This window comes from Azospirillum sp. TSH64 (assembly GCF_003116035.1).
In the GTDB taxonomy this organism is placed as follows: Bacteria; Pseudomonadota; Alphaproteobacteria; order Azospirillales; family Azospirillaceae; genus Azospirillum.
In genome coordinates, this window is sequence record NZ_LGQW01000015.1 from 558647 (window position 1) to 583242 (window position 24596).

At 69.1% G+C, this 24596-nt stretch carries 23 protein-coding genes; 8 read left to right on the plus strand and 15 right to left on the minus strand.

Features of this window, described 5'->3' with window-relative positions; genetic code table 11:
* Positions 1 to 174: 174 nt before the first annotated feature.
* Complete coding sequence (locus TSH64_RS04025) at positions 175 to 1623, plus strand: short-chain fatty acyl-CoA regulator family protein (RefSeq protein WP_109095661.1); 1449 nt, start codon at positions 175 to 177, stop codon at positions 1621 to 1623.
* Here the strand turns inward: TSH64_RS04025 and TSH64_RS04030 are convergent.
* Entirely contained in the window at positions 1595 to 3052 is a 1458-nt protein-coding gene (locus tag TSH64_RS04030) for a diguanylate cyclase (protein ID WP_109095662.1), read from the minus strand. The two genes, TSH64_RS04025 and TSH64_RS04030, sit on opposite strands and share 29 nt — an antisense overlap.
* A 216-nt stretch (positions 3053 to 3268) precedes the next feature.
* On the opposite strand from TSH64_RS04030, the gene TSH64_RS04035 reads away from it, so the two are divergent.
* Positions 3269 to 4147, plus strand: coding sequence for a response regulator (locus TSH64_RS04035; RefSeq protein WP_109095663.1), 879 nt, complete (start codon positions 3269 to 3271; stop codon positions 4145 to 4147).
* A gap of 27 nt (positions 4148 to 4174) precedes the next feature.
* Here TSH64_RS04035 and TSH64_RS04040 read toward each other — a convergent pair whose 3' ends face one another.
* The 4 genes from TSH64_RS04040 to petA all read right to left on the minus strand — a co-directional run bounded on the left by TSH64_RS04040 (position 4175) and on the right by petA (position 7468).
* Positions 4175 to 4726, minus strand: a complete 552-nt coding sequence (locus TSH64_RS04040) for a DUF924 family protein (protein WP_109095664.1) — start codon at positions 4724 to 4726, stop codon at positions 4175 to 4177.
* A gap of 112 nt (positions 4727 to 4838) precedes the next feature.
* Entirely contained in the window at positions 4839 to 5600 is a 762-nt protein-coding gene (locus TSH64_RS04045; RefSeq protein WP_109095665.1) for a cytochrome c1, read from the minus strand.
* Positions 5600 to 6868 (minus strand): cytochrome b/b6, encoded by a 1269-nt coding sequence (locus TSH64_RS04050; RefSeq protein WP_109095666.1) that lies wholly within the window; start codon positions 6866 to 6868, stop codon positions 5600 to 5602. Before TSH64_RS04050 ends, TSH64_RS04045 begins: the two co-directional genes overlap by 1 nt.
* 30 nt (positions 6869 to 6898) lie before the next feature.
* Positions 6899 to 7468, minus strand: a complete 570-nt coding sequence (gene petA, locus TSH64_RS04055; RefSeq protein ID WP_098738145.1) for a ubiquinol-cytochrome c reductase iron-sulfur subunit — start codon at positions 7466 to 7468, stop codon at positions 6899 to 6901.
* 271 nt (positions 7469 to 7739) lie between these two features.
* On the opposite strand from petA, the gene TSH64_RS04060 reads away from it, so the two are divergent.
* Both TSH64_RS04060 and hemF read left to right on the plus strand, forming a co-directional pair.
* Complete coding sequence (locus tag TSH64_RS04060) at positions 7740 to 8249, plus strand: tRNA (cytidine(34)-2'-O)-methyltransferase (RefSeq protein WP_109095667.1); 510 nt, start codon at positions 7740 to 7742, stop codon at positions 8247 to 8249.
* A complete protein-coding gene (gene hemF, locus TSH64_RS04065) occupies positions 8246 to 9121 on the plus strand; it encodes an oxygen-dependent coproporphyrinogen oxidase (protein ID WP_109095668.1) in 876 nt (291 codons plus the stop codon). The genes TSH64_RS04060 and hemF overlap by 4 nt, the downstream gene beginning before the upstream one ends.
* A gap of 19 nt (positions 9122 to 9140) precedes the next feature.
* Here hemF and TSH64_RS04070 read toward each other — a convergent pair whose 3' ends face one another.
* A complete protein-coding gene (locus TSH64_RS04070) occupies positions 9141 to 10076 on the minus strand; it encodes a helix-turn-helix transcriptional regulator (RefSeq protein WP_109095669.1) in 936 nt (311 codons plus the stop codon).
* A 115-nt stretch (positions 10077 to 10191) separates the two neighbouring features.
* On the opposite strand from TSH64_RS04070, the gene TSH64_RS04075 reads away from it, so the two are divergent.
* Positions 10192 to 11124 (plus strand): NmrA family NAD(P)-binding protein, encoded by a 933-nt coding sequence (locus tag TSH64_RS04075; RefSeq protein WP_109095670.1) that lies wholly within the window; start codon positions 10192 to 10194, stop codon positions 11122 to 11124.
* A 12-nt stretch (positions 11125 to 11136) separates the two neighbouring features.
* On the opposite strand, the gene TSH64_RS04080 is transcribed toward TSH64_RS04075, so the two are convergent.
* Positions 11137 to 11508, minus strand: coding sequence for a hypothetical protein (locus TSH64_RS04080; RefSeq protein ID WP_109095671.1), 372 nt, complete (start codon positions 11506 to 11508; stop codon positions 11137 to 11139).
* 149 nt (positions 11509 to 11657) lie between these two features.
* Here TSH64_RS04080 and TSH64_RS04085 point away from each other — a divergent pair, with 149 nt between their 5' ends.
* Positions 11658 to 12809 (plus strand): DNA topoisomerase IB, encoded by a 1152-nt coding sequence (locus tag TSH64_RS04085; protein ID WP_109095672.1) that lies wholly within the window; start codon positions 11658 to 11660, stop codon positions 12807 to 12809.
* Between the two features lie 53 nt (positions 12810 to 12862).
* Here the strand turns inward: TSH64_RS04085 and TSH64_RS04090 are convergent, their stop codons facing one another.
* Positions 12863 to 14851 (minus strand): SpoIIE family protein phosphatase, encoded by a 1989-nt coding sequence (locus TSH64_RS04090; protein ID WP_109095673.1) that lies wholly within the window; start codon positions 14849 to 14851, stop codon positions 12863 to 12865.
* A gap of 271 nt (positions 14852 to 15122) precedes the next feature.
* Here TSH64_RS04090 and TSH64_RS04095 point away from each other — a divergent pair, with 271 nt between their 5' ends.
* Positions 15123 to 15497 (plus strand): hypothetical protein, encoded by a 375-nt coding sequence (locus TSH64_RS04095; protein ID WP_109095674.1) that lies wholly within the window; start codon positions 15123 to 15125, stop codon positions 15495 to 15497.
* A 27-nt stretch (positions 15498 to 15524) separates the two neighbouring features.
* Here the strand turns inward: TSH64_RS04095 and TSH64_RS04100 are convergent, their stop codons facing one another.
* The 3 genes from TSH64_RS04100 to wrbA form a co-directional block, all read right to left on the minus strand.
* Positions 15525 to 15917, minus strand: coding sequence for a hypothetical protein (locus tag TSH64_RS04100; protein WP_109095675.1), 393 nt, complete (start codon positions 15915 to 15917; stop codon positions 15525 to 15527).
* Positions 15918 to 15984: 67 nt separating this feature from the next.
* Positions 15985 to 16944, minus strand: a complete 960-nt coding sequence (locus TSH64_RS04105) for a glutathione S-transferase family protein (RefSeq protein ID WP_109095676.1) — start codon at positions 16942 to 16944, stop codon at positions 15985 to 15987.
* A 33-nt stretch (positions 16945 to 16977) separates the two neighbouring features.
* Positions 16978 to 17580 carry an NAD(P)H:quinone oxidoreductase gene (gene wrbA, locus TSH64_RS04110; protein ID WP_109095677.1) on the minus strand — a complete coding sequence of 201 codons (603 nt, stop codon included), beginning with the start codon at positions 17578 to 17580 and terminating at the stop codon, positions 16978 to 16980.
* 159 nt (positions 17581 to 17739) lie between these two features.
* Here wrbA and TSH64_RS04115 point away from each other — a divergent pair, with 159 nt between their 5' ends.
* Positions 17740 to 18684, plus strand: coding sequence for a LysR family transcriptional regulator (locus tag TSH64_RS04115; RefSeq protein ID WP_109452254.1), 945 nt, complete (start codon positions 17740 to 17742; stop codon positions 18682 to 18684).
* A gap of 28 nt (positions 18685 to 18712) precedes the next feature.
* On the opposite strand, the gene TSH64_RS04120 is transcribed toward TSH64_RS04115, so the two are convergent.
* The 4 genes from TSH64_RS04120 to TSH64_RS04135 all read right to left on the minus strand — a co-directional run bounded on the left by TSH64_RS04120 (position 18713) and on the right by TSH64_RS04135 (position 24462).
* Entirely contained in the window at positions 18713 to 19105 is a 393-nt protein-coding gene (locus TSH64_RS04120) for a hypothetical protein (protein ID WP_098738133.1), read from the minus strand.
* 148 nt (positions 19106 to 19253) lie between these two features.
* Positions 19254 to 19970 (minus strand): DUF4384 domain-containing protein, encoded by a 717-nt coding sequence (locus tag TSH64_RS04125; RefSeq protein WP_247872738.1) that lies wholly within the window; start codon positions 19968 to 19970, stop codon positions 19254 to 19256.
* 182 nt (positions 19971 to 20152) lie between these two features.
* Positions 20153 to 23542, minus strand: a complete 3390-nt coding sequence (locus tag TSH64_RS04130) for a caspase family protein (protein ID WP_109095679.1) — start codon at positions 23540 to 23542, stop codon at positions 20153 to 20155.
* Between the two features lie 104 nt (positions 23543 to 23646).
* Positions 23647 to 24462, minus strand: coding sequence for a YMGG-like glycine zipper-containing protein (locus TSH64_RS04135; protein ID WP_109095680.1), 816 nt, complete (start codon positions 24460 to 24462; stop codon positions 23647 to 23649).
* Positions 24463 to 24596: the final 134 nt, after the last annotated feature.

The window sequence follows — 24596 nt, forward strand, 5'->3', positions numbered from 1 at the left end:
CGCACTCATTCACCGGAACGCCGCGGATTATTCACAAACTTCGCAGCGCTTCAAACAGCCTCTTCGCAAAAAGGTGCGAAGTTGCGAAGCCCTTTGCAAATGCCGCTTTGCGCTTGCTAAGATTGCGAAGAACGGCTGATTTCCAAGGCCGCCGCCGGGCAGGATTTTATACGCATGCAAAAGAAGCTGTTCCTTGGCTACAAGCTGCGCCGCCTGCGCGAACAGCGCGGCCTGACCCAGGCGTCGCTCGCCAAGACGCTGGAGCTTTCCCCCAGCTATCTCAACCAGTTGGAGAACAACCAGCGCCCGCTGACCCTGCCGGTGCTGATGCGGATCGCCGCCACCTTCGAGCTGGAGCTGTCCGCCTTCCTGGAGGACGAGGACAGCCGGCTGGTCTCCGACCTGCGCGAGGCGCTGGCCGACCCGCTGTTCGCCGGCGCACCCTTGACCGCGGCGGAACTGCGCAGCGTGGTGGGATCGAGCCCGGAACTGGCCCGCCGGGTGCTCAGCCTGCATCAGGCTTATCAGAAGCTGCATGAGCGGGTGCAGTCGCTGACCGACAGCCTGTCCAACAGCGAACAGGGTGACAGTTTCGCCGGACCGCAATTTCCCTATGAGGAGGTGCGGGACTATTTCCACTACTGCAACAACTACATCGGTCCGCTGGACGAGGCGGCGGAGCGGCTGTGGGACACCGAGAAGATCCATTCCGGGTCGCTGCTGAACGAGCTGGCCGCCTATCTGAAGCGCCGCCACGACGTGCGGGTGAAGATCGTCGCCGACGAGGCGGGCGACACCGCCATGCGCAGCTACGACGCCACCACCGGCACGCTGCGGCTGTCGGCCCTGCTGACCAGCTCCAGCCGCGCCTTCCACATGGCGAACCAGATCGCGCTGCTGGAGTTCGGCGACCAGATCGACGATCTGGTGGAGCAGGCGAAATTCTCCAGCGAGGATGCGCGGTCGATCTGCCGGGTCGGGCTCGCCAACTATTTCGCCGGGGCGCTGGTGCTGCCCTACCGCGCCTTCGCCGCCCAGGCCCGCGCGCTGCGCCACGATGTGGAGCAGTTGCAGAGCCGCTTTTCCGCAAGCTTCGAGCAGGTCTGCCACCGGCTGTCCACCCTGCAACGGCCGGGCGCCCGCGGCCTGCCCTTCTATTTCGTCCGGGTCGACATGGCCGGCAACATCACCAAGCGCCATTCGGCGACGCGCTTCCACTTCGCCCGCTTCGGCGGCGCCTGCCCGCTGTGGAACGTGCATGACGCCTTCGCCCAGCCCGGCAAGATCCTGGTGCAGTTCGCCCAGATGCCCGACCGCACCGCCTATATCAGCATCGCCCGCACGGTGACCAAGCGCGGCGGCGCCTATCTGAAGCCGTCACGGCAATTCGCCGTCGGGCTGGGCTGCGAGGCGAGCCACGCGCCGGAGCTGGTCTATGCCGCCGGCATCGACATCACCGACCTGAAGGCCGCCGTGCCGATCGGCGTCAATTGCCGCCTGTGCGAGCGCACCGACTGCCAGCAGCGCGCCTTCCCGCCGATCGGCAGCGAGCTGCGGGTGAACGAGCATCACCGCAGCTTCGTACCCTACCTGTTCAACCCGCCGGACATGCCGTCCGGCTGAACGCCCTGCCGGGCTGGCCACCGCCGTCGCCGCCGCTGTCGTCGCTGTCGAGGACGACGCGGTCGCGCCCCTCGTCCTTCGCCCGGTACAGCGCGTTGTCGGCCCGGATCAGCAGGCGGTCGATGCTGTCGCCGTCGCGGACTCCGGCGACGCCGAAGCTGCCGGTCTGCCGGTGGCCGTTGGAGAAGTCATAGCCGCGGATCGTCCGGCGCAGCCGCTCGGCCATGGCGAAGGCCGCTTCCGGGCTGGCCTCCGGGCACAGGATCAGGAATTCCTCGCCGCCCCAGCGGCCGACCGTGTCGGTGGCGCGCAGCGCCTTGCGGGCCAGTGCGGCGAACTCGATCAGCACCTGGTCGCCGAAGACATGGCCATAGCGGTCGTTGACCTGCTTGAAGTGGTCAAGATCGACGAGGATGATCGACATCTGCCTGCCGTAGCGGGCGGCGCGCTCCATCTCCGCACGGCAGACCTCGTTCAGATGGCTGCGGTTGGCAAGCCCGGTCAGCACGTCGGTGCGCGACTGCACCCGCAGCCGCTCGTTCACCCGCATCAGCGTCACGATCCAGAACAGGCTGGTCAGGATGACCGCCGCCGGGATGGCGAGCAGTTTCGCCAGCGTCCAAAGATCGAGCGGCGACTGCACCTGGATGGCGACATGCCGGTTGGCGATGGTGGTCCGTTCGGCGGCCGAGATCGTCCGGACGCCGCGGTCCAGCGCCGCCAGCAGCTCCGGCTCGTCCCGGCGGACGCCGATGCGCAGCAGGTTTTCATAGCCCGGCAGATGGCCGGCGACCTTCAGGTTGAACCAGCCGGCCGTCTTGATGGTGAAGACGGCGACGGTCAGCGACCGCAGCGTCATGTCGGCCTTGCCGCGGGACACCATGGCGAAGGCCTCCGCCTCGCTGTCGACCACGACGATGCGCAGGTCGGGAAAGTCGCGGCGCACCCGCTCCTCGGTCGAGGTTCCCTTGGGAAGCACCATCGTCTCGCCGCCGAGGGCGGATAGGTCGGCGATGAAATCGTGGCCTTCCCGCGTCACCAGCACATTGGGATCGACGAACATCGGCTCGGTGAAGGCCAGCCATTCCTCCCGCTTAGGCGTCCGGTTCAGGAAGCTGAGGAAGCGGCAGCGCCCGTCCCGCACCGCCGCCATGCTGTCCTCCCAGTCGCGGGTCGGCAGCGGGGTGAGCGCGACCCCGGAACGCTCCGACACCAGGGCCAGCAGGTCGGCGGCGATCCCCTGGTGCCTGCCGTCGGCGGTGATGGTTTCGTAAGGGGGCCAGTCGGGGTCGGCGCAGTAGGTCACGCTTCCGCCGGCGCTCTCGGCGCCATAGGCCGCCGCGGCAATCAGGAGATGAACCGGAACCGTCAGGACCGCCAGACCTTGCAGCAGCCGCCTTGCCGCTCTCCCCGACATCGAATCTGCCATACAGCCACTTCTCCGGCGTCGGTCGACGCAGCCTGGTCGGCTTACCCAAGTATGTCACGACAGAATAACGCTGTTTGCCGCGTGCGGCTTGCGAAATGATGCGCCGCTGGCCCGCAACTTGCTGAGAATTGGTCGCAAGATCGGCCGGAGCACGGACCTCGGTCCTTTTCTGACCCGATCGATGCAAGCTGCTTTGCATTTTGCCAATGGCGGGCCATGAACGGTGACATTCTGCATCACGTCCCCCACCACAGGGGGACGGCATTCGCTCCGGAAGCGATGGCCCGCATGCTGGCGGTTTCCACCACGGCCCTGGCGCAGGGGCGGGGAATCACCCTGGATGTCGGCGTCCTGACCGGCACGCCGCCGCGCCTGATCGGCAATGCGGAGACCGTCAGCAGCCTGTGCAACGCGCTGGCGGCGAGCGCCATCGCCAGCGCAGCACCGGGCCGGCTCGGCCTGCGGCTGTCGGCCCAGCCGGCCGGCGAGGATTCGGTCGTCTTCCGGGCCGAGCTGCATGGCCGCTACGAGGCCAAGTGCGAGGACGGGTTCAACAAGGATTTCATGCGCCGCCTGCTCGCCGCCCTGGGCGCGCAGATGAGCGTGACCGAGGAGGCCGACGGATCGCGGCGCGCCGTGCTCGACATGCCGGCGGCCCTGCCCTCCCGCACCACCGACGGCGAGCTTCTGATGAACTGGGCGCGGTCGCGCGGCGGCCGGCTGCTGGTGGTGGACGACAGCGCCACCAACCGCATGGTGGTGGCCGGGCTGCTCGCCAAGGCCGGCTTCTCGGTCGAGACCGCCAATGGCGGGGCGGAGGCGGTGGAGGCGGTCGCCCAGGCGCCGGTGCCGCCCGAGGCGGTGCTGATGGACGTGGCGATGCCCGACATGGACGGCGCCACCGCCACCGCCACCATCCGCCGGCTGGCCGACGACCGGGCGCGCATCCCGATCATCGCCGTCACCGCCAACGCCCAGCCCGAGGACCGCATCCGCTGCCTGGCGGCCGGGATGAACGACTATCTGACCAAGCCGGTCCGCCGCGCCGACCTGCTGGCCGCGCTGGAACGCTGGCTGGCGCCCCAGCCTGCCTGATGTCGCTGCCGGCCTGACCTCACATCGTCAGAACGAAGAGTCGGGCTCCTTGAGGAACGCCTCCTCCGCCGGCGTGCTCGCGCGGCCGAGAAGGGCGTTGCGGTGGGGGAAGCGGCCGAAGCGTTCGATGATCTCGCGGTGGCGCTGGGCGTAGCGGATCGTCGTCTCGTCGCCCACCCGTTCGGTGAACAGCGCGACGGAGCGCTCCTGGCTGCCCATGTCCTCGTGATGCTCGAAGGGCAGATAGAGGAAGGTCCGCTCGTCGGCGGTGCATTCCAGGTCGAAGCCGTTGGCGACGGCATGCTCGCTCGCTTCCCGCGCCCTGGCGTCGGTGGCGAAGGCGCGCGGGTCGTCGCGGAACATGTTGCGCGGCACCTGATCGAGCAGCACGCAGAGCGCGATGCAGCCGTCGACATCCTCCATCCAGTGGTCGTAGTCGCCGCGGGCCGCCGCCTCGTAATGCGGGCCCAGCGTGTCGGCCACCGCGCGGTCGAAACTGGCCGACCTGCGGAACCAATAGGGCTTCATCGCCTCGTCGAACCAGAAATCGACGATCTCGTCGATCAGACTGTCCACCATTGTCTTCTCCGCCTTGCCTTGTGTCGCCCGACGACACACTCCCCAAAAAGAACAGGGCGCCCGTCGGGGCGCCCTGTCCATGTCCTAAATCACGTCACCCGAACCGTCAGGCTCAGTGCAGCGTGCTCCACAGCTTGCGCTTGGCGGCGTACATCAGGCCGGCCAGCACCAACAGGAACAGGATGACCTTGACGCCCATCTGCTTGCGGGCATCGAGGTGCGGTTCCGCGACGAAGGTCAGGAAGGTCGCCACGTCGTGCGCCTGCTGTTCCACCGTCGCCTTGGTGCCGTCGGCGAAGGTGACGCCGTCGGGCTGCAGGATGTTCGGCATGCCGACCTGATGGCCGGGGAACACCTTGTTGTAGTTCATGCCGGGCATCACATGGACGTCGGCCGGCGGCTCCTCGAACCCGGTCAGGAAGGCGTAGAGGTAATCCTCGCCGCCGACGCGGGCCTTCGCCATCAGCGACAGGTCCGGCGGCAGGGCGCCGTTGTTCGACGCGCGGGCCGCCTGGTCGTTGGCGAACGGCGACGGGAAGCGGTCGGCCGGGAGACCCGGACGCATGAACATCTCGCCGGCGTCGTTCGGGCCGGCCTGCACCTCGTAGCCGGAAGCGATGCCCTTCAGCTCGTCTTCCTTGAAGCCGATGCCGGCCAGCGTGCGGATCGGCACCAGACGCATGGAATGGCAGGCCGAGCAGACTTCCTTGTAGATCTGGAAGCCGCGCTGCGCCGCCGCCTTGTCGATGGTGCCGAAGATGCCCGCATGCGCCCAGGTCTGCTTGGGGATGTGCACGCCTTCGGAGGCCTGCGCGGCCCCGGCGATGCCGAGAGCCAGCGCCGCCGAGAGGATTGCAGTCTTCAACGCGCGCATCAGGCCTTCTCCATCGGCTTGGCATGGGCGCCGGCGGCGATGCTGCCCCCGCCCTTCAGAATGGACTCGGAGATGCTGTTGGGAAGCGGACGCGTGCGCTCCAGCTTGCCCAGCACCGGCAGCAGGACCAGGAAGTGGAAGAAGTAGTAGAAGGTGCCGATGCGCGCGATCACCAGCCAGGAACCCTCGGCCGGCATGGCGCCGGCATAGCCCAGGATCAGGGCGTCGATGGCCAGGATCCAGAAGAACTGGCGGTAGACCGGGCGGAACTTGCAGCTGCGGACCTTGGAGCGGTCGAGCCACGGCAGGAAGGCCAGCAGCGCGATCGAGCCGAACATCGCCAGCACGCCGCCCAGCTTGTCCGGGATCGCGCGCAGCATGGCGTAGAAGGGCAGGAAGTACCATTCCGGCACGATGTGCGCCGGGGTCACCAGCGGGTTGGCCGGGATGTAGTTGTCCGGATGGCCCATGTAGTTCGGCATGAAGAACACGAACACCGCGAAGATGATCATGAAGATCACCACTGCGAAGCCGTCCTTCAGCGTGACGTAGGGGTTGAACGGGACGGTGTCCTGCGGGCCCTTCGGGTCGATGCCGAGCGGGTTGTTCGAGCCGCAGACATGCAGCGCCGCCGTGTGCAGGATCACCAGGCCCAGCAGGACGAAGGGCAGCAGGAAGTGCAGCGCGAAGAAGCGGTTCAGCGTCGGGTTGTCGACCGAGAAGCCGCCCCACAGCAGCGTGACGATGGGGTCGCCGACGATGGGGAAGGCCGAGAACAGGTTCGTGATGACGGTGGCACCCCAGAAGCTCATCTGGCCCCAGGGCAGCACGTAGCCCATGAAGGCGGTGCCCATCATGACGAGGAAGATGATGACGCCGAGGATCCACAGGATCTCGCGCGGGGCCTTGTAGGAGCCGTAATAGAGCGCGCGGAACATGTGGATGTAGACGGCGATGAAGAACATCGACGCGCCGTTGGCGTGCACGTAGCGGATCAGCCAGCCGTAATTCACGTCGCGCATGATGCGCTCGACCGAATCGAAGGCCAGCGAGGTGTGGGACGAGTACTGCATCGCCAGGAACAGGCCCGTGGCGATCATGATCATCAGCATGATGCCGGCAATCGCACCGAACGCCCACAGATAGTTGACGTTCCGCGGCATCGGGTAATGGTTGTACTCGTGATCCAGCATCGTGAAGATCGGCAGGCGGCTGTCGATCCAGTTCACGACCGGATTCTTGAACTTGGTGGCTTGAGCCTGAGCCATCTCGGGGGTCTCCAGAACCGTTGGGCCGCGTTAACCGAGCCGGATCTTGGTATCGCCGGTGAAGGCGTACGTCGGAAGGACAAGGTTGGCGGGGGCCGGGCCCTTGCGGATGCGCCCAGCGGTGTCGTAGTGCGAGCCGTGGCAGGGGCAGAACCACCCGCCGTAGTCGCCGCGCGGATCGGTGACCTTCTGCCCGAGCGGCACACAGCCCAGATGCGTGCAGATGCCGATGACGATCAGCCATTCAGGCTTCTTCACGCGGGCATCGTCGGCAACCGGGTCGCGCAGGTCGCCCAGATTGACCTTCTTGGCGGACTCGATCTCCTCGGCGGTGCGGTGGCGGACAAAGACAGGCTTTCCGCGCCAGGTGACCGTGATCGCCTGACCTTCGGCCACGGGGGCCAGATCGACGTCGATGGAGGCAAGCGCCAGGGTGTCGGCCGCCGGGTTCAGGCTGTCGATGAAGGGCCAGGCCGCCGAGGCGGCCCCGACGACACCGACCGCACCGGTGGCAAGATACAGAAAATCGCGGCGGGAACCCCCCTCGCCGCTGGAGGCCGCGTGGCCACCCGTCCCGGGCGGATGCGTGGTCTGAGCCATAAGCCTGTTTCTCCTCAAGGCATGCCCGACGCCCTTTGCCCGCGCCGGACGACCGATGGACCATTTTTATGCATGACACGGCACGCCCGCCCGCCGAAGGAAAAACCCTCAGGCACGCCGCATCGGTCCGGAGTGGGTATCTCCAGCTTCTGCGCTGCGGTATACCGTCGCGTCGACATCTTGAAAAGTCCTTGGCCGGGAGACAATTTGTCGCGTGTACAGGGGCAAGAACATTTGTATGCAAAACAAACACTTCGAGGCAAGGCCCGCGTTGCGCCTTGTGCTGTTCGAACCCGACATTCCGCAGAACGCCGGGACCCTGATGCGACTCGCAGCCGGGCTGGGGGTGGCTTTGGATCTGATCGAACCCTGCGGTTTCGTGCTGGATGACCGAAGGTTGCGCCGCGCCGGGATGGACTATCTCGACCATCTCGACTGGACCCGGCACAGCTCGTGGACCGCGTACCGCGCCGCACCGCAGGGCGGCCGGCTGGTGCTGCTGACCACGCGGGCGGCGATCCCCTACACCGATTTCCGCTTCGCCCCCGGCGACCGCCTGCTGGTCGGCCGCGAGAGCGCCGGCGTGCCGGACGAGGTGCATGAGGCCGCCGACGCCCGGCTGGTGATCCCGATGGTGCCGCCCGCCCGCTCCTTGAACGTTGCGGTCAGCGCGGCGATGGTGTTGGGTGAGGCCTTGCGGCAGACTGCCGCATTGGATGGTCGGCAGACTGCCGCACTTGTTTCCACCGCTCCCGCACAGCCGGAAATGCCATCGCCATGACAACCGACTCCAGCACCGTCGAAGAGCGCAAGGCCCGTGCCGCCGCCTGGTTCCGGGACCTGCGCGACCGCATCTGCGCGGCGTTCGAGGCGCTGGAGGACGAGCTGACCGGCACCCATGCCGAGCTGCCCGCCGGCCGGTTCGAGCGCAGGAGCTGGACCCGCCCCGACCATGCCGGCGGCGAGGGCGGCGGCGGCACCATGTCGGTGATGAAGGGCCGGGTGTTCGAGAAGGTCGGGGTCAACATCTCGACCGTCCACGGCACCTTCAGCCCGGAATTCCGCGCCAACATCCCCGGTGCTGCCGAGACCGGCGAATTCTGGGCGGCGGGCATCAGCCTGGTGGCGCACATGCGTTCGCCGCTGGTCCCGGCGACCCACATGAACACCCGCCACATCGTGACGACCAAGGGCTGGTTCGGCGGCGGCGCCGACCTGACGCCGATGATGGAGGACGAGCAGGACACCGCCGACTTCCACGCCGGCCTGCGCGCCGCCTGCGACCGGCACGACCCCGACTATTACCCGCGCTACAAGGAATGGTGCGACCGCTATTTCTACCTGCCCCACCGCGGCGAGGCGCGCGGCGTCGGCGGCATCTTCTTCGACAACCTCGAGTCGGGCGACTGGGAGGCGGATTTCGCCTTCACCCGCGACGTCGGCACCGCCTTCCTCGACAGCTACGCCGCCCTGGTCCGCCGGCACATGAACCGGCCCTGGACCGCCGAGCAGCGCGAACACCAGCTGGTCCGCCGCGGCCGGTACGTCGAGTTCAACCTGCTCTATGACCGCGGCACCACCTTCGGCCTGAAGACCGGCGGCAACACCGAGGCGATCCTGATGAGCCTGCCGCCCGAGGTGAAGTGGCCGTGAGGCAACGGCACACCCTGGGTCAGGCGGCCGGGCTTCCCCGGCCCGCAGCCGGAAAGGCCCCGCCGGGAGTGTCGACGCGGCCGGCGCCGGTGCGGAAGTAGCCTGTCGGCGTCGTCCCCATCGCCTTCTTGAACATCACGATGAATGCGGTGACGGACTCGTAGCCCAGGTCGCCGGCCACCCGCTGGACCGTCGCCCCGCCGGCGAGGTCGCGCAGCGCGACGACCAGATGGAGCTGGCGGCGCCACTGGCCGAAGGTCAGCCCGGTTTCCTGGACCATCAGCCGCTTCAGGGACCGCTCGCTCATGGCGACATGCGCGGCCCAGCCGGCCAGCGTGCGGCGGTCGCCCGGATCCGCCGTCAGCGCCCTGGCGATCATGGCGATCTTGGGGTGGCCGGACACCGGCAGCCTCAACCCCTCCCTCGGCATCAGCGCCAGCTCGTCCAGCAGGACCCGCACGAGGCGGCCGGTGTGGTCGTCCGGGTCGTAGCCGTCCGGCACGTCGGCCAAGCGGAGGATCATCTCGCGGAGCATCGGCGACACCGACAGCGTGCAGCACTCGCGCGGCAACACTGCCGCGTCGGGTTCGACGAACAGGTAGGACAGGCGGGCGTTGGGCGTGACCTGATTGCTGTGCGGGACGCCGCCCGGAATCCACACCCCGCAATCCGGCGGAACGAGCCAGAGGCCGTTCGCCGTCGTGCAGGTGACGGCACCGTGCAAGGCCAGGATGAGCTGGCCCTGCCGGTGGCTGTGCTGCGGCACTTCGGCCTCGTAATCGCTGAAGTCGAGATGCAGGGCGACCGCCGGACGGTCCGGGCGGTCGGAGTCGCAGTCGAAGTCGTCGATGCAGGGACGCGGCCCCGTCGCCGATGGGGACGCCGAGCGGGATGCCGAGCGGGATGCCGGCTGGGACGCCGGCTGGGACGCTGAATGGCCTGTTTTGGAGATCATATGGCATTATCTCCAAATTCATGCGGACGGCAATCCGCTATCACTGGGGCACGACAGCGCGGTCGCCCATCCACAGGGTGCGACCCCGAACAGCTGACCCCCATTGGAGATTGCCATGCGCATTGCCGTCGTCGGCGCGACCGGAAGGATCGGCGCCCCGCTCACCCGCACCCTGCTGGGCGCCGGGCATCAGGTAAAGGCCCTGTCGAGAGGCGGTCCGGCCCTCGACGCCCTGGTCGCGGCCGGAGCGGAGCCGTTTTTGGGAAGTTTCGACACCGGCACCGGAGATCTCGGCGAGTTCTTCCAGGACGCCGATGCCGCCTTCCTGATGGTGAAGACCGACTGGACCAACATTCACGGGCATTATCCGACGGTCGCCCGGCGCTTCGTCGATGCGCTCCGCGGCTCTCCGGTCAGGCTGGCCGTGAGCCTGACCGCCATCGGATCGGAAGTCGGCGGCAGCACGGGCCATTTTGAAAGCTTCCACCATCTGGACCGGACGCTGAACCAGCTCGACGCCATCGACCTCGTGCATCTGCGTGCCGGCTGGTTCATGGAGAACATGCTGTTCTTCGCCGATGGGGTCGCACATCATGGCCGGATCGGCTGGTCGCTCCAGCCCGATGTGGCCCTGCCCTGGGTGGCGACGCAGGACATCGCCGGGCTGGCCGCCCGGGAACTGACCAACCCGACGGGCCAGCACCGCGTCGTCCGCGAGGTCGGGTCGGAGGATCTCACCATGCCCGAGGTGGCGGCCCTCATCGCCCGGGAGATCGGCCGGCCAGTGGAGTATCGCTTCGTCGACCGGAACCGGCTGGAGGTCGAAGCCCGGTTTCGGGAGAGGTTCGGCACGCCGGACCGCTGGCTCGACGACAGCCTGACGCTGGACGCGCTGAACAGCCGGCGGGTGCGGTTCCATGACAGCCGCAGCCCGCTGCCCACCAGGATGGAGGGTTTCCTCAAGGATGTCTGGAAGCCGGCCTATCTGCGGGCGCTTGCCGGGCCCCGGGATAGCGAGACCTTCTTCACATGGTGCTCCCGGACCTGACGGCCGATTCCGTCAGCGCCGCGGCGCCGAACCGCCCTGGCCCCAGGGGCCCGCCTGGAGCCAGGGCGCCCAGGCCTGCCGCACCATCTCGCCCCACAGCCGCATCGGCGCCAGCCACAGATCGGCCGCGGCCGACCCCATCGGGTCGGCGCCGCCCTGCCCTGTCCACTGCCCTGTCCGGGCACCGAAGGCGGGGCCGGCCAGCAGCAGCGGGTTCATCATGGCGGGCGCCAGCATGCCGGCGACGGCGTCGAAGGACGGCGTGGCGCGCAGCTGGATGGCGATGACCTCCGCCCCATCCTCCCCGGCCTCGCGGTGCCGGATCTGGATTTCCAGGTTCGGCAGATGGGCGGTCAGAATCGTCTCGTCCGGCTTGCGGTCCATGGTCTGGCGCTCCAATCGGAATCGGGTCGGGGATGGGTTGGGATCTTGGGGGCTCTTGCGTCGCAACAGTACGGTTTTTGCAACTGCGAAGAAACCCTCCCCGAAGGGGGTAGCGGAAACCAACGCCCGTTCCGGCCGTTGTTGGCCATATGGACAGCCCCCTCCCCCCGCCCGATGGCGCCACATCCGATGCCGCATCCGATCAGGACGGCCCCTCCCCCGAACAGGAGGCCGCCTGCGCCGGGCTGGCCTACAGCTCCGACGAGACGCCCGGCATCCGGCGGCGGCGCTACGGCAAGGGCTTCCGCTTCCTGTGGCCCGACGGCACCCAGGTGACGGAGGAGGACACGCTGGCGCGCATCCGCAAGCTGGCGATCCCGCCGGCCTACAAGGATGTCTGGATTTGCCCCGATCCGGACGGCCATCTCCAGGCGACCGGCCGCGACGCCAAGGGGCGCAAGCAGTACCGCTACCACCAGCGCTGGACCGAGCTGCGCGAGGGCACCAAGTTCGGCCGCATGGTGGAGTTCTGCCACGCCCTGCCCAAGCTGCGCGAGCGGGTGGATGCCGACCTCGGCCGGCGCGGCCTGCCGCGGGAGAAGGTGCTGGCAGCGGTGGTACGGCTGCTGGAAACCACGCTGATCCGTGTCGGCAATGAGGCCTATGCCCGCGAGAACCGCAGCTACGGCCTGACCACCCTGCGCGACGACCATGCCGAGATCGAGGGGACGGAGGTCCGCTTCTCCTTCAAGGGCAAGTCGGGCAAGGAGTGGAACGTCGCGTTGAAGGACCGCCGGCTGGCCCGCGTCGTCGCCGCCTGCCGCGATGTGCCGGGGGACGAGCTGTTCCAGTATCTCGACCGCGACGGCCAGCACCACGCCGTGACCTCCGGCGACGTGAACGCCTATCTGCGCGAGGCGACCGGTGCCGACTTCACCGCCAAGGATTTCCGCACCTGGGCCGGCACGGTGCTGGCCGCCATGGCGTTGCGGGAGTTCGAGAGCTTCGACAGCGCCAGCGCCGCCAAGCGCAACGTCACCCGCGCCATCGAACAGGTCGCCACCCGGCTGGGCAACACCCCCAGCGTCTGCCGCAAGAGCTACGTCCATCCCGAGGTGCTGGACGCCTATCTGGAGGGCGGCCTGCTGGCCTCGCTCAAGCAGGAGGTGGAGGCGGAGCTGCGCGACGATCTGGCCGGGCTGAGCGGCGAGGAGGCCGCGGTGCTGGCCTTCCTGCGCGAAAGGCTGGAGCGCGAGACCGCGGCGCGGGCGCGGGAGGGCGCGCGGCGGAAGAAGACGTAGGGTTCGGGCGGGAGCGCCGCCAGCCGACGCTCCCGCTTCAGATAGCCGTGGTCTCAGACCGCCTCGGCCGTCTCCGTCACCGGCAGCAGGCGGCGCATGACCAGACAGACCAGATCCCCGGCAAGGATGCCATCGGCGCCGACATGCGCCTGCACGGTGCGCAGAACCATCTCGGTGCGGTCGCGGGCGGACATGCCGCGGCTGTGGGCGAGCGCCGCGGCAAGGCGGGCCTCGCCGAAGGGCTCGCGATGGCCGTCGACGGAGTGGAGCACGCCGTCGGTGCACAGGAAGAGCGTCTCGTCCTGGGTCAGCAGCGCGGTCGCTTCGCTGTAGGGGGCGCCGCGGCGCACGCCCAGCGGCTGGCCGCCGGCCTCGGACAGGAACTGCACAGCACCGTCCGTCGCGACGCGGGCGGCACCGCGATGGCCGGCGGAGGCGTGCACCAGCGTGCCGGCGGCGCGGTCATAGACGGCGACGAAGGCGGTGGCGAAGCCGTTGAAGGGGCTTTCGCCGCACAGGCGCTCGTTGGCATGGGTCAGGATGGCGGCCGGGCCGACGCCGGGGCGGGCGGCCTCGCGGATGGCGCCGCGCACCATCAGCATCAGGAAGGCGGCAGGCACGCCGCCGCCCGACACGCCGGCGGCGACCAGCAGGCTGTGGCGCTCGTCCAGCTCGACCACATCGTAGAAATCGCCGCTGACGGCATGACCGGGCACCAGGATTCCGTAGAACTGGCTGTCGCGGCTGACCGGCAGCTGGCGCGGCAGCAGGCCGGACTGCACGTCGCGGGCGGCGCGCTGCTCCTCCTCGATCAGCTGTTCGGCGGCGGCCAGCTTCTCGCTCTTGGTCTCAAGCTCCGCCCCGCGCATGACCAGCTGGGCGTCGAGGGTCTCCTCGCGCGCGTTCGCCTCCATCGCCATGCGGCGGAAGACGCGCGACAGCCGGCCGAACTCGTCGTCGCGGTCGGCGGCCTCGTTGAGGGTCAGGGGGTTGAAGCGGCCGGCCTCCACCGCCTTGACCGCCTCGCTCAGCCGCTCCACCGGGGCCATCTGGTCGCGGGCGAAGCGCAGGCAGGCATAGACGCCGAGCGCCAGCACGAAGATGCCGACCAGCCCACCGATCTTCAGCTGGCGGCTCAGCATCGCGCCCGGGTCGGTATAGGCCACCCGCACCGCGGCGACCGTCGGCAGGGCGGCCCCGGAAGCGGCGGCGGGACCGGGACCGGCATATTTGATCGGTGCCAGCGCCAGCAGGCCGTTGCCCGACACGCGGACGGCCACGTCGCCGCCGGGCGGCAGCGCCTTGGCCGCGGCGGTGTCGGCGTCGGACAGCGACGCGCCGTCGGCCAGCACCGCGCCGCGGGCCAGCACCCGGCCGTCGCGGTCGAGCAGCCAAGCCGCCTCCACGGCACGGGTGGCGATCAGCCCGTCGACCAGACCCTCGGCCCCAGACTTGCGCAGCAGGTCGCCCAGCCGCCGCAGGTCGGCGCCGACCTGCACGATGCGCGGCTTGTCGACGCCGGCCACCCCGGCGAACTTCATCAGCTTGCCGTTCTCCATCGCCGGTTCGGACACCACCGACGCCGGGGAACGGTTCAGCAGGCCGACATAGGCGCCGTGGCGCGGGCCGCCCTTGGCATCCTGGCCGAACAGCGGATCGGATCCGGGCAGATTGTGCAGATAGGCGCGGCCGCGGTTGTCGGTGATCCACATCTCGTCCGGGCCGCCGGCCTCGGCGATCTGCTTCAGCCGGTCGTTGATGGCGCGCGGCGCCATCTTCGCGGTTTCGGCCAGCGCCACCAGATGCGCGGTCAGCGTCGCTTCCGACAGCAAGCGTTCCGACAGCAGGGCGTCGACGTCCTGCGGGATGTCGCGCGACTGGGCGGCACCGCGGGCGAGCAGGCCGGCGGCCAGCCGCGCCTCCGTCTCGATCCGTTCGGTCAGGGCGGCGCGCGTCGTCCAGGCCATCGTCGTGGTGACCGCCGCAACCGCCAGCAGCACCAGACCGGTGACCAGCAGGATCAAACGCTGTTGGAACGTCATGGGATTGCGCCCGCCCCCCGTCGTTGAAGAAATGGCCGATGCCACCGCTTCTACCGGTCCGGGGCGCGCAAGTCCAGGCACCGGGGCGCTGCACCCGTCATGTCACGGCGACGGATGGCCGCAGCGGCCCGGCGGCAGCACGAAAGCCGTCATCGCGCCGGATCGGCAGGCGATCCACGCAAGATTCAACCGCGGGCGCGACATTATCTCTTTCGTAACCAGATGGCCGGTAAGACGAAAAACCCCGCCGCCTTCCCGCTGGTGCACGCCGATGCCGATGAATGTCCTGGAGATCGCCATCTACGCCATGGTTCTCACCGCCAGCCAGCCGAACGCCTACGAATGCGTCGCGGTCAAGCCGGAGGGGGTGAACTGCACCAACGGGCTATCGGCGAAGCCCGACGGTCCGAACCTGCTGTTCAACACCGGCATCCAGGTGATCAAGGACCGTCAGGGCCGCGTGCAGCTGAGCAACGGGTTGCAGACCCGCTTCGACAGCTCCGCCTGGGTGGAATTCCAGGATGCGGGGAAGAAGCCGGTGGTCAGCGTCCGCAAGACCGGCCCGCTGCGCTTCCGCTTCTCCAACGGCTTCCAGTGCGAAGCGATGGGCAACCCGGAAGACATGGCCCGCTGCTACAAGCCCTGACGGCCGGCCCTTGACGGCCGGTTTTGCTTACCGGTTGATGCCGCGGCGCTCCATCTCGTCCTCGATGGCGCGGCGGTTCTGCCGGAGCTGGCGCTGCTCCTCGCCCAGCCGGTCATACTGGCTGCGCAGGTCGCGGTCGGAATAGTCGCTGAAGGCGTTGCCGCGGCGGTTGCCCGACGAGCCTTCATAGCGGCGGCCATCACGGTTCGCATCGCGGTTGACGTCCCGCTCGTCCGCCGCGCGCCCGTCGCGGTCCTGCGGATAGGCGTTGGGGTTGACGGCGCGGTTCAGCTGGTCGAGCGCGCCGCCCCAGCCGCCCTGGCCATTCTGGGATTGTCCGTTCTGGGATTGCCCGCTTTGGGCCAGGGCGGGCGACGACAGGGCCAGGACGGCGGCGGCGGCGAGGATGACGGTACGCATTGGACGAACTCCCCTGAGCGATTGTCGTTTCCTTCTGACAACCGCCGGGGAGCCGATCCGTCACGCATCACACCGGATCCGGCCCCAGGCCGCCGCGCCCGTGCGGCGCGTCGAGGTCCAGCTTCGGCCCCTTCGGCACGATGCCGGTCGGGTTGATGGTGGCGTGGCTGCCGTAGTAATGGCGCTTGATGTGGTCGAAATTCACCGTCTCCGCCACACCCGGCGCCTGATAGAGGTCGCGCAGATAGCCCGACAGGTGCGGATAGTCGGCGATCCGCCGTTGGTTGCACTTGAAATGCCCGACATAGACCGCGTCGAAGCGCACCAGCGTGGTGAACAGCCGCCAATCCGCCTCGGTCAGCCGGTTGCCGACCAGCCAGCGCTGCGTCGCCAGCTTGGCATCGAGGCCGTCCAGCGCCGCGAACAGCGCGTCGAAGGCCGCCTCGTACTTGTCCTGGGAGGTGGCGAAGCCGGCCTTGTAGACGCCGTTGTTGACGGCGTCATAGACGTGGGCGTTGACGCGGTCGATCTCCTCCGCCATGTCCGCCGGGTAGAAATCGGTGCGGACGTCGGTGAAGGCGTCGAACTCGCGGTTGAGCATGCGGATGATCTCCGCCGACTCGTTGTTCACTATGCTGCCGGTCTTTTTGTCCCACAGCACCGGGACGGTCACCCGGCCGCTGTAGCCGGGCTTGGCCTTCAGATAGACCTCGTAGAGCCGCCTCGCGCCGGTGACCGGCTCCGGCTCGGCGAAGGTCCAGCCGTCGGCCAGCATCAGCGGATCGACGATGCTGACGCCGATCACGTCGTCCAGCCGCTTCAGCTTGCGGAGGATCAGCGTGCGGTGCGCCCAGGGGCAGGCCAGCGACACCATCAGGTGATAGCGCCCGGCCTCCGCCGGATAGGGGGTGGAGCCGTCGGCCGACACCCGGTCGCGGAACTGCGCCTCCGTCCGGACGAACGCGCCGCCGCTCTTCTTGGTGTCGTACCACTGGTCTTGCCACTGTCCATCGATCAGCAGGCCCACGGCTCCCTCCCCTTCTTCACTCTCTGACGAAAATCAACCGTGCAGCTTGGTCGTGATCTCGGCGACGTGGCGGCCCTGGTAGCGGGCACCGTCCAGCTCGACCGCACTCGGGCGGCGCGAGCCGTCGCCGTCGGCGATGGTGCTGGCGCCGTAGGGCGAGTTGCCCATCACTTCCGAAACGCCCATCTGGCCCTGGAAGGAATAGGGCAGCCCGACGATCACCAGACCCAGATGCAGCAGGACGGTGTGGGTGCTGAGGATGGTGCTCTCCTGCCCGCCATGCTGGGTGGCGGTGGAGGTGAAGACGCTGCCGACCTTGCCGACGAGCGCGCCCTTGGCCCACAGCCCGCCGGTCTGGTCGAGGAAGTTCTTCATCTGCGAGGCCATGTTGCCGTAGCGCGTCGGCGTGCCGATGACGATGGCATCGTACTGGGCCAGCTCGTCGACCGTGGCGACAGGGATGTTGCTCTCGTCCTTGTAGTGGGCGGACTGGCGGACGGCTTCCGGCACCAGTTCGGGCACGCGCTTCACCGCCACCTCGGTGCCGGCGACGGAGCGGGCGCCTTCGGCCACCGCCTGCGCCATCTCCGACACGTGGCCCCAGCTGCTGTAATAGAGGACCAGAACCTTCGCCATCGCCGTCACTCCCTGTTGGTTTGCCTGAATGGGTCGTCGATTTTCCGGCCGCCGCGGACAGGTGCCGGCCGCGGCGGTGACACCAGAAATAGGGCGCGGCGGCGCTTTCGGTAATGGCGGATCTTGGCACCTTATTGTTTCCGGGTGTACAACAATGCCATGGATCGCCTCGACGACATGCTCGCCTTCATCAAGGTGGTGGACACCAAGAGCTTCACCGCCGCCGCCGACCGGCTCAATCTGTCGAAGTCGGTGGTCTCCCGCCGCATCGGCGAGCTGGAGAACAGGCTCGGCGCGCGGCTCTTGAACCGCACCACCCGCAAGCTCAGCCTGACCGAAGTGGGGCAGGCCTATTACGAGCGCTGCACCCGCATCCTCGCCGATCTGGAGGAGGCGGAGCAGGCGGTCGCCGACCTGCATGCCGCCCCGCGCGGCCGGCTGCGGCTGAACGCACCGGTCAGCTTCGGCATCATGCATCTGGCGCCGGCGGTGGCGGAGTTCCTGGAGCGCTACCCGGCCATCGAGATCGATATGGACCTGAACGACCGCACGGTCGATCTGGTCGACGAGGGGTACGATCTGGCAGTGCGCATCGGCCGGCTGCGCGACAGCTCGCTGATCGCCCGGCGGCTGGCCCCGGCGCGGATGGCGCTGTGCGCCAGCCCAGCCTATCTGCAAAAGCACGGCGTGCCGCAGACGCCGGACGAGCTGAGCAACCACGCCTGCCTGATCTACACCAACGTGCCGACCCCCGACCTCTGGCCGTTCATCGTCGATGGGGAAACGCGCAGCGTCCGGGTGACGGGCCCGATCCGCAGCAACAACGGCGACCTGCTGCGCGAGGCAGCGGCGGCCGGCGTCGGCTTTATCATGTCGCCGACCTTCCTGTGCGGACAGGCGTTGTCGCGCGGCGAGCTGGTCAGCATCCTGCACCGCCATGTCCCGGCCGAGGTGAGCGTCAATGCGGTCTATCCGCAGAACCGCCATTTGTCGCCGAAGGTGCGGGTGTTCGTCGATTTCCTGGTGCAGCGCTTCGGCCCGCGCCCCTATTGGGACTGCGCGCTGCTCGACACGCTGCCGGAAGAAGCATGGCCGCATGAGTGAGCGGGCGCGGCAGCCCGGCCGAACGGCCTCAGGACGGCTGGTTCGGCCGGCGGCGGGAGCGCAGGTTCAGCGCGGTGATGAAGTTGGGCTGCTGGCCGACGACCTGACCCTGGGGAACCGGCTTCTTCGGGGCGGTGGACAGGAAGCCGCCGACCCGGCCGCGCAGTTCGACCGAGTGATGCGCCGCCTCGTCGGCGGTTTGCGCCACTTGGCGGCGGACCGACGGCTCCAGCGTGTTGAAGGCACGCGAGGCGAACTCAAAGGCCGGCTGCGATTTGGTGGCGATCACCTGACGCAGTGCCTTGGACACCAGCACCGTGTCGAGACCGCCCGGCCCCTCGACCCCATCCAGCACGTCGGCCAGGATGCCGATGGCCTGGAGCGTGCGGTTGTCGTCCAGCGAAAGGTCGTGAGCGTCCATACGGGTCTTCCGATCGTCTCAAGCGGTACGGGTCTCGCCCCTGAGGACACCCGGCTTCTACCGCTTGAATCATAGTGTTTGCGCCGGCATCTGGCAATGGACGGCAGTGCGGGACGGCAGTGGATTCGTTAAGACCGTGGCGGCCACGCTACTCGGCGACGGTGGTGAGGACGGCGGAGCGGACGGCCACGGCGCCCCTGGCATCGGCCGGCAGCGCCGCCAGCGCGGCGCGCAGGCCCGCCAGATAGGGACCGGCCGGCTCGACTTCCTCCCGGTCGGCGGCGAACAGCGGCTCGCGGGTCACCAGCGCCAGGATCATCGCCGGGCCGAAGGGCGGTGAGATGGTGTAGATGCGGTCGGCCGACGATTTCGCGACGCCCAGCGCCACTGGCCGCCCGGCCTCCACACGGTCGTCCCGGCGCAGGCGCATCGGCACCATGTGGATGACGCTGCCGTCGCCGTCGATGTAATCGACGGTCAGATGGCCCGGCATGCCGGCGGTGACCGTGATCTCCAAAGTCTCGCCCTTGCGGTAGACCAGCGACGGCCGGTTGAAGGAGAGCGTCGGGGCGTCGGTATCCTGACCCGCCGATTGCGTCGCCAACTGTGTGGGCAGCCCGGCGATGCCCAGCGCCTCGCACAGCGGCCAGGGCCGCACGGCCACCCGCGCTTCGAGATCGATGCCGGGCGGCAGCGCGGTGAGCACCGCCTTCAGGCCAACCGCATCCTCGTCGCTGCCGACATAGCCGGAGATGCGCAGCCCCTTGGCGGTCTCGGCCGTCCCGACACCGGCGCAGTTCAGGCGGCCGACCGCGGCGTCCACCTCCTTGCGGGCCTCGGCGACGGACGGGCGCGGGGGGTCCACAGCGGTGGCCGCCGGCGGGGTCTGTGCCTGCGACAGCCCGGCCATCAAAAGGCAGGCGACGCCGGCCGCTGCCGGACTCCCGGTTCCCCATCGTCGTGGGGATGACGGATCGGAAAAAGATCGGATCATGATGGACGGTTCCGAACGGGCGGTTTCCAGACGGGCATTCAGGGTTTTGCCGGCTAGGGCTTCCCCGGCTCCGGCGCCGCCAGCGGGAAGGGGTTCAGCTCGTTGCCGCCGGTCTTGAAGATGGCCGACTGGTTCCACCGCTTCTCCCGCGCCAGACGCGGCACGGCGCGGTTCACATACTGGCCGAGCGTCAGGTTGTAGATCGCCTCGTCGCCCGGCAGCAGGGCCTTGCCCTTCAGCCCTTCCAGCACCGCATGGGCGAAGATGCCGTTGCGGCCGTCATAGCTGTCGAGCGCCTCCTCCTGCTCCGACGAGGCCGCCAGCAGATAGCGCTGGCCCATGTCCTGGTAGAGCTTGTCGACCGTGCCGGCGGACACGGCACCCGAATGGCAGGTGTCGAGCAGAACCAGCACGTTGCGGGCGGCGATGGCGCTGACCAGCCGGTTCAGATCCTTCTCCGACAGGCCCTGCCGGGTGATCGCGTCCGGCGTGGTGGCGGCCACGTCCTGGGTGATGAAATGGTACAGCTTGACCGAGGGGTCCTTCGGCGACGGCACGATCACGCCATGGCCGGCAAGATAGAGCACGACCGTGTCCTGTTCGCGCGCGTTGGCGGCCAGCGCCTCCAGCCCGGACACGACGGCGTCGCGGCTCGCCTCCTCGTCGTAAAGCGTCCGCGACAGCGCCAGCGACTGCTCCCGGTCGTAGGTCGCGGGAATGCGTCCGCGCACCGCCTCGGCGAAGGAGGTGGCGTCGGCACGGGCGAAGCGCAGCTGCGAGCCCGCCGGCCGGTATTTGTCGATGCCGACGACGAAGGTGATCAGCCGCGGCCGGTCCGGCACGTCCCGCGCCTTGGCGTCCTCCGCCTGCGCGACCGGCGCCGGCAGCACGAAATCGACCAGGGCCGAGCGCTCGTAGATGGCGTCGGACCCGCTGTAGGCACGGATCTGCACGCGGTTGCTGCCGGGATCGAGCCGGACGGTGCTGACCCGCTCCTCCGCCACCGGCGTCCCCTGGTCCTTGGCGGCGTCGCCGGCGGGGAGCGGGGATGACGGCGGCGGGGAGGTCTGTTCGGCAGGCTGCGGCGCCGGTTCCTTGGCGCGGGCGAAGGCGCGGGACTTGTCCTGGCCGCTGACGTTGCGGCCATTGCGGAACAGATCGACCGTCCCGATGCCGCCGCCGGTGTCGGCGATGCGGTAGCGCAGGCGCACCGCGCCGATCCCCTCCGGCAGCGCCACGGTCAGGCGCGGCGTGTCGGCCGTGCCGTCGGGATCGGCCCCTTGCGCCGTCCCCTGGGTCGCCCCTTGCGCCGCCCCCTGCGGCGGCGTCTTGGCGGTGGCTGGCGCCGGTGCGGCGGCCGGAACAGGCTCCTTGGCGCGCGCGAAGGCACGGCTGACCGGCGTCATGTCCAGCGGATGGCAGGTTTCGGCGTCGGCCGTCACCGCCGGGGCCGGGGGCGTAGTCGGGGCCGGGGCCGCGGCCGGCGCGGTGGCCTCGACCGCACCGGTGCCGAGCGCCAGACCGCGGGCGGCGGCGGGCACGGTGCAGTAATCCAGCAGGGTCACCTGCGGACGGCGCTGGGTCAGCAGGCGGATGTCGCCGATGGCGGACAGGCGCGCCGCGATTTCCGCCTGCCCGGTCTGGCGCAGCTTGGCGCGGACCAGTTCGGGGGCGTCGAACACGCGGTAGACCTGCTTGAACTCCACCCATTGCAGCCCCTTCTTCTTGGGGTCATTCAGGTGGAAGCCGACCAGGGTCTCGCCGCCGCTTTCGGAATGGTCGAAGAAGGCCTCCGGCGTCCACAGCACCCAGCGGCGGCCGTCGCGGTGCGGGAACAGCGCCGCCAGCTCCTCCAGCGGGCGGGCGCCGCCGGACAGGGCATACCAGCGCAGCGTGCCGTCGCCCAGCGCCGCCACGGCGACCCGGCCGTCGGCCGAGGCGACGACGCCCCACACGGCGGCCGGCACCTCGGCGCGGGCAAGCTCGGCCCCGGCGGAATCGAGAAGGCGCAGGCTGAATTCGCCGCCCAGCAGGACGCGGCGCTGCGCGCCCAGAACGGTGACGCTGCGCGCCCACTCGCCGCTGTCCAGCTTCACCGGCTGGCCGTTGACCTTGGCGGTGCGGCTGTTGCGCCAGTCGGAGACGCCGATGCCCGGCCCCTCGGCGGACGGGCGGTTCAGGCCGGGCAGCGCCTCGGGCGCCGGCGTCAGGCTGCGGGCCAGCACGTCGAAGCGCATCGGCCGCCGGCCGCCCTGCTCCATGCCGAATTCCAGCACCAGCCCGTCGTCCGACAGGCCGAAACGGCCGAGATGGATGTCGCGGTAATCGGCGATGTCGCCGATGCGGGCGAACAGCAGCCGGCCGGCCGGATCGAGCACGCCCCATCCGGGATCGGCGGCGGCGAAGGCCACCCCGCCGCCGGGCAGGGCCAGCAGGTGGGTCACAGAATCGCGCGCCACGGGGGTGTCGGCGAAGGCGCCCTTGCCGCCGTCGGCCCAGCGCCGCACCACGTTGCGGGTGCCGTCCGTCGTCGCGGTGCCGGCGGCGACCAGCGCCGTGCCGTCCCAGGCGACGGCGGCGAAGCTGCCGCCGGAGATGCCGGCGGTCTTGGGCGACAGGCGCGCCTTCAGGTCGCTGCCGGACAGCACGTCGACCCGCGTCTGGTCGGCATAGCCGACGGCCAGCTGCGATCCGTCGGGCGAGAAGGCCACCGAATAGGGCATGCCGCTGCCCGGCTTGCGCTTGGCCTTCTGCTTGAAGCTGGAATCATAGAGGCGGATGTTGCCGTCGAAGGAGGCGGTGGCGAGCCGGCCGTCGGGCGAGAAGGCCAGCGCCGAGACCCGCGCCTGATAGCCGGTGTCCTCGGCGACCAGCTTGAAGCCGGCGCTGTCCCAGACGCGGATGCCGGCGGTGCCGCCGAAGGCCCCGGCAACGAACCGCCCGTCGGGCGAGAAGGCCAGATCGTTCAGCACCTGCGGCTGGCCGGCAAGCCGGGCCTTCAGCCGCTGCGCCTTCACGTCGAACAGATAGAGCGTGACGCCGTCGCCCCAGCTCGTGCCGGTGTTGCCGGCCGCCACGGCCAGCGACCCGTCGGCGGACAGGGCGACGGCATAGAGCGCTCCCTCGTCCCCCGCCTCCATCGGCACGCGCAGCACGCCCAGCGGCTCGCCGTCGCGGCTCCACAGGCGCAGGGACTTGTCGTTGGAGACGGTGGCGATCAGCCGGCCCTGCGCATCGCTGGCCAGCCGGTTGACGCGGGCGGTGTGGCCGCCGGTCTCGATGCGCAGGAAGGCGCCGGTCGATGCGTCGCCCGCCAGCGCGCTTCCCACCGCGAGCCCGCCCAGCAGAAGGCCGAGGAGGACGGCAAGGAAAGCGCCGAAGCGGGCGCCGAGACGGGTGCTGCACCGCAGCAGCGCGATTCTGTGAGGGAGACAGCCGGCCATCGTCGGTTCCGCTTGCACTGAATGTCGAAAACCGCCCGGCCGCGGCATCCCTGGAGATGCCGCGGCCGGGACGGACCCTATCGGAGCACGCCTCAGACCGCGCCTCAGACCGCGTCGAGGGTGGCTTCCTTCTGGGCCATCTGCTGGATGGCGTTGGTCGAGGCGTTGATGCGCTCCGACGTTTCAAAGGCGGTGTTGGTGCGCTGGACCACCTGCGACGGCGAGGCGGCGCCGGCGGTGGTGGTCTGCTTGGCCGGCTTCTTCTTGGTCTGCGCCTTGGCCGCGCTCTTGGTGCGGATCTTCTCGGCGGCGCCCGGCTGGATGTTGTCGGCGGCGATCAGATACTCGTCGCGGCGCTTGACGATGTTCTGGTTGATCGCGCTGGCGATGCTGTAGTCCTTGTCCAGCTGGCCGCGGATCAGGGCGAGGCGCTGCTCGGCCTCCGGCTTGCCGATGCGGTTCGCCTTGTAGTCGGCCTTGACGCGCGCGATCTCGGCGCGGCGGCAGTTCACCAGCTGGTCGAGTGCCACCTGGGTGCGGTCCAGATTCTGGTTCTCGGTGTCGAGATCGTTCGCCACGCCCAGGATCGCCTGGTCGCGGCCCTGCTGCATCCGGGAATTCCAGTAGCCGCCGAGCGTGCCGACGGCGGCCCCGGCCGCGGCGCCGATCAGGGCGCTCTTGAGGTTGCCGCCGGCCAGCGCACCGGTCAGAGCCCCGGCGCCCGCACCGATGGCCGCACCCTTCAGCATGTCCTCGGCATAGAAGTTGCCGGTCGAATCGAGGGCGACCCGGTACTGGTAGCAGGCATCGGACCCGTCATTGGCGCCGATGCGGTCCTGCTGCGTGGTCACGCAGCCGCTGAGCGCCATGGCGACGATGGTAACGGAGAGGAGGCTTGCCCTGACACGGTTGCTTCGCATGAGCTGAATTCCCGTTTGCTTTTCTGTTTAAGTTGGCACTCGTTTCAGTCCAGAATTCCCGACAGCCCGCACCACCCCCACAGTGGATGCGGCCCCCCGCCGATCAGGACCGGCTGCAAAGCTGCCACAGCAAC

What these genes read in the sequence shown, in the direction of transcription:
- TSH64_RS04085 (WP_109095672.1), top strand. Translation starts at nt 11,658, where the DNA reads ATGGACAGCCCCCTCCCCCCGCCCGATGGCGCCACATCCGATGCCGCA.
- TSH64_RS04080 (WP_109095671.1), bottom strand. Translation starts at nt 11,508, where the DNA reads ATGGACCGCAAGCCGGACGAGACGATTCTGACCGCCCATCTGCCGAAC.
- TSH64_RS04130 (WP_109095679.1), bottom strand. Translation starts at nt 23,542, where the DNA reads ATGGCCGGCTGTCTCCCTCACAGAATCGCGCTGCTGCGGTGCAGCACC.
- TSH64_RS04100 (WP_109095675.1), bottom strand. Translation starts at nt 15,917, where the DNA reads ATGCGTACCGTCATCCTCGCCGCCGCCGCCGTCCTGGCCCTGTCGTCG.
- TSH64_RS04050 (WP_109095666.1), bottom strand. Translation starts at nt 6,868, where the DNA reads ATGGCTCAGGCTCAAGCCACCAAGTTCAAGAATCCGGTCGTGAACTGG.
- TSH64_RS04090 (WP_109095673.1), bottom strand. Translation starts at nt 14,851, where the DNA reads ATGACGTTCCAACAGCGTTTGATCCTGCTGGTCACCGGTCTGGTGCTG.
- wrbA (WP_109095677.1), bottom strand. Translation starts at nt 17,580, where the DNA reads ATGGCGAAGGTTCTGGTCCTCTATTACAGCAGCTGGGGCCACGTGTCG.
- TSH64_RS04070 (WP_109095669.1), bottom strand. Translation starts at nt 10,076, where the DNA reads ATGATCTCCAAAACAGGCCATTCAGCGTCCCAGCCGGCGTCCCAGCCG.
- TSH64_RS04120 (WP_098738133.1), bottom strand. Translation starts at nt 19,105, where the DNA reads ATGGACGCTCACGACCTTTCGCTGGACGACAACCGCACGCTCCAGGCC.
- hemF (WP_109095668.1), top strand. Translation starts at nt 8,246, where the DNA reads ATGACAACCGACTCCAGCACCGTCGAAGAGCGCAAGGCCCGTGCCGCC.
- TSH64_RS04075 (WP_109095670.1), top strand. Translation starts at nt 10,192, where the DNA reads ATGCGCATTGCCGTCGTCGGCGCGACCGGAAGGATCGGCGCCCCGCTC.
- TSH64_RS04095 (WP_109095674.1), top strand. Translation starts at nt 15,123, where the DNA reads ATGCCGATGAATGTCCTGGAGATCGCCATCTACGCCATGGTTCTCACC.
- TSH64_RS04035 (WP_109095663.1), top strand. Translation starts at nt 3,269, where the DNA reads ATGAACGGTGACATTCTGCATCACGTCCCCCACCACAGGGGGACGGCA.
- TSH64_RS04045 (WP_109095665.1), bottom strand. Translation starts at nt 5,600, where the DNA reads ATGCGCGCGTTGAAGACTGCAATCCTCTCGGCGGCGCTGGCTCTCGGC.
- petA (WP_098738145.1), bottom strand. Translation starts at nt 7,468, where the DNA reads ATGGCTCAGACCACGCATCCGCCCGGGACGGGTGGCCACGCGGCCTCC.
- TSH64_RS04030 (WP_109095662.1), bottom strand. Translation starts at nt 3,052, where the DNA reads ATGGCAGATTCGATGTCGGGGAGAGCGGCAAGGCGGCTGCTGCAAGGT.
- TSH64_RS04040 (WP_109095664.1), bottom strand. Translation starts at nt 4,726, where the DNA reads ATGGTGGACAGTCTGATCGACGAGATCGTCGATTTCTGGTTCGACGAG.
- TSH64_RS04135 (WP_109095680.1), bottom strand. Translation starts at nt 24,462, where the DNA reads ATGCGAAGCAACCGTGTCAGGGCAAGCCTCCTCTCCGTTACCATCGTC.
- TSH64_RS04115 (WP_109452254.1), top strand. Translation starts at nt 17,740, where the DNA reads ATGGATCGCCTCGACGACATGCTCGCCTTCATCAAGGTGGTGGACACC.
- TSH64_RS04025 (WP_109095661.1), top strand. Translation starts at nt 175, where the DNA reads ATGCAAAAGAAGCTGTTCCTTGGCTACAAGCTGCGCCGCCTGCGCGAA.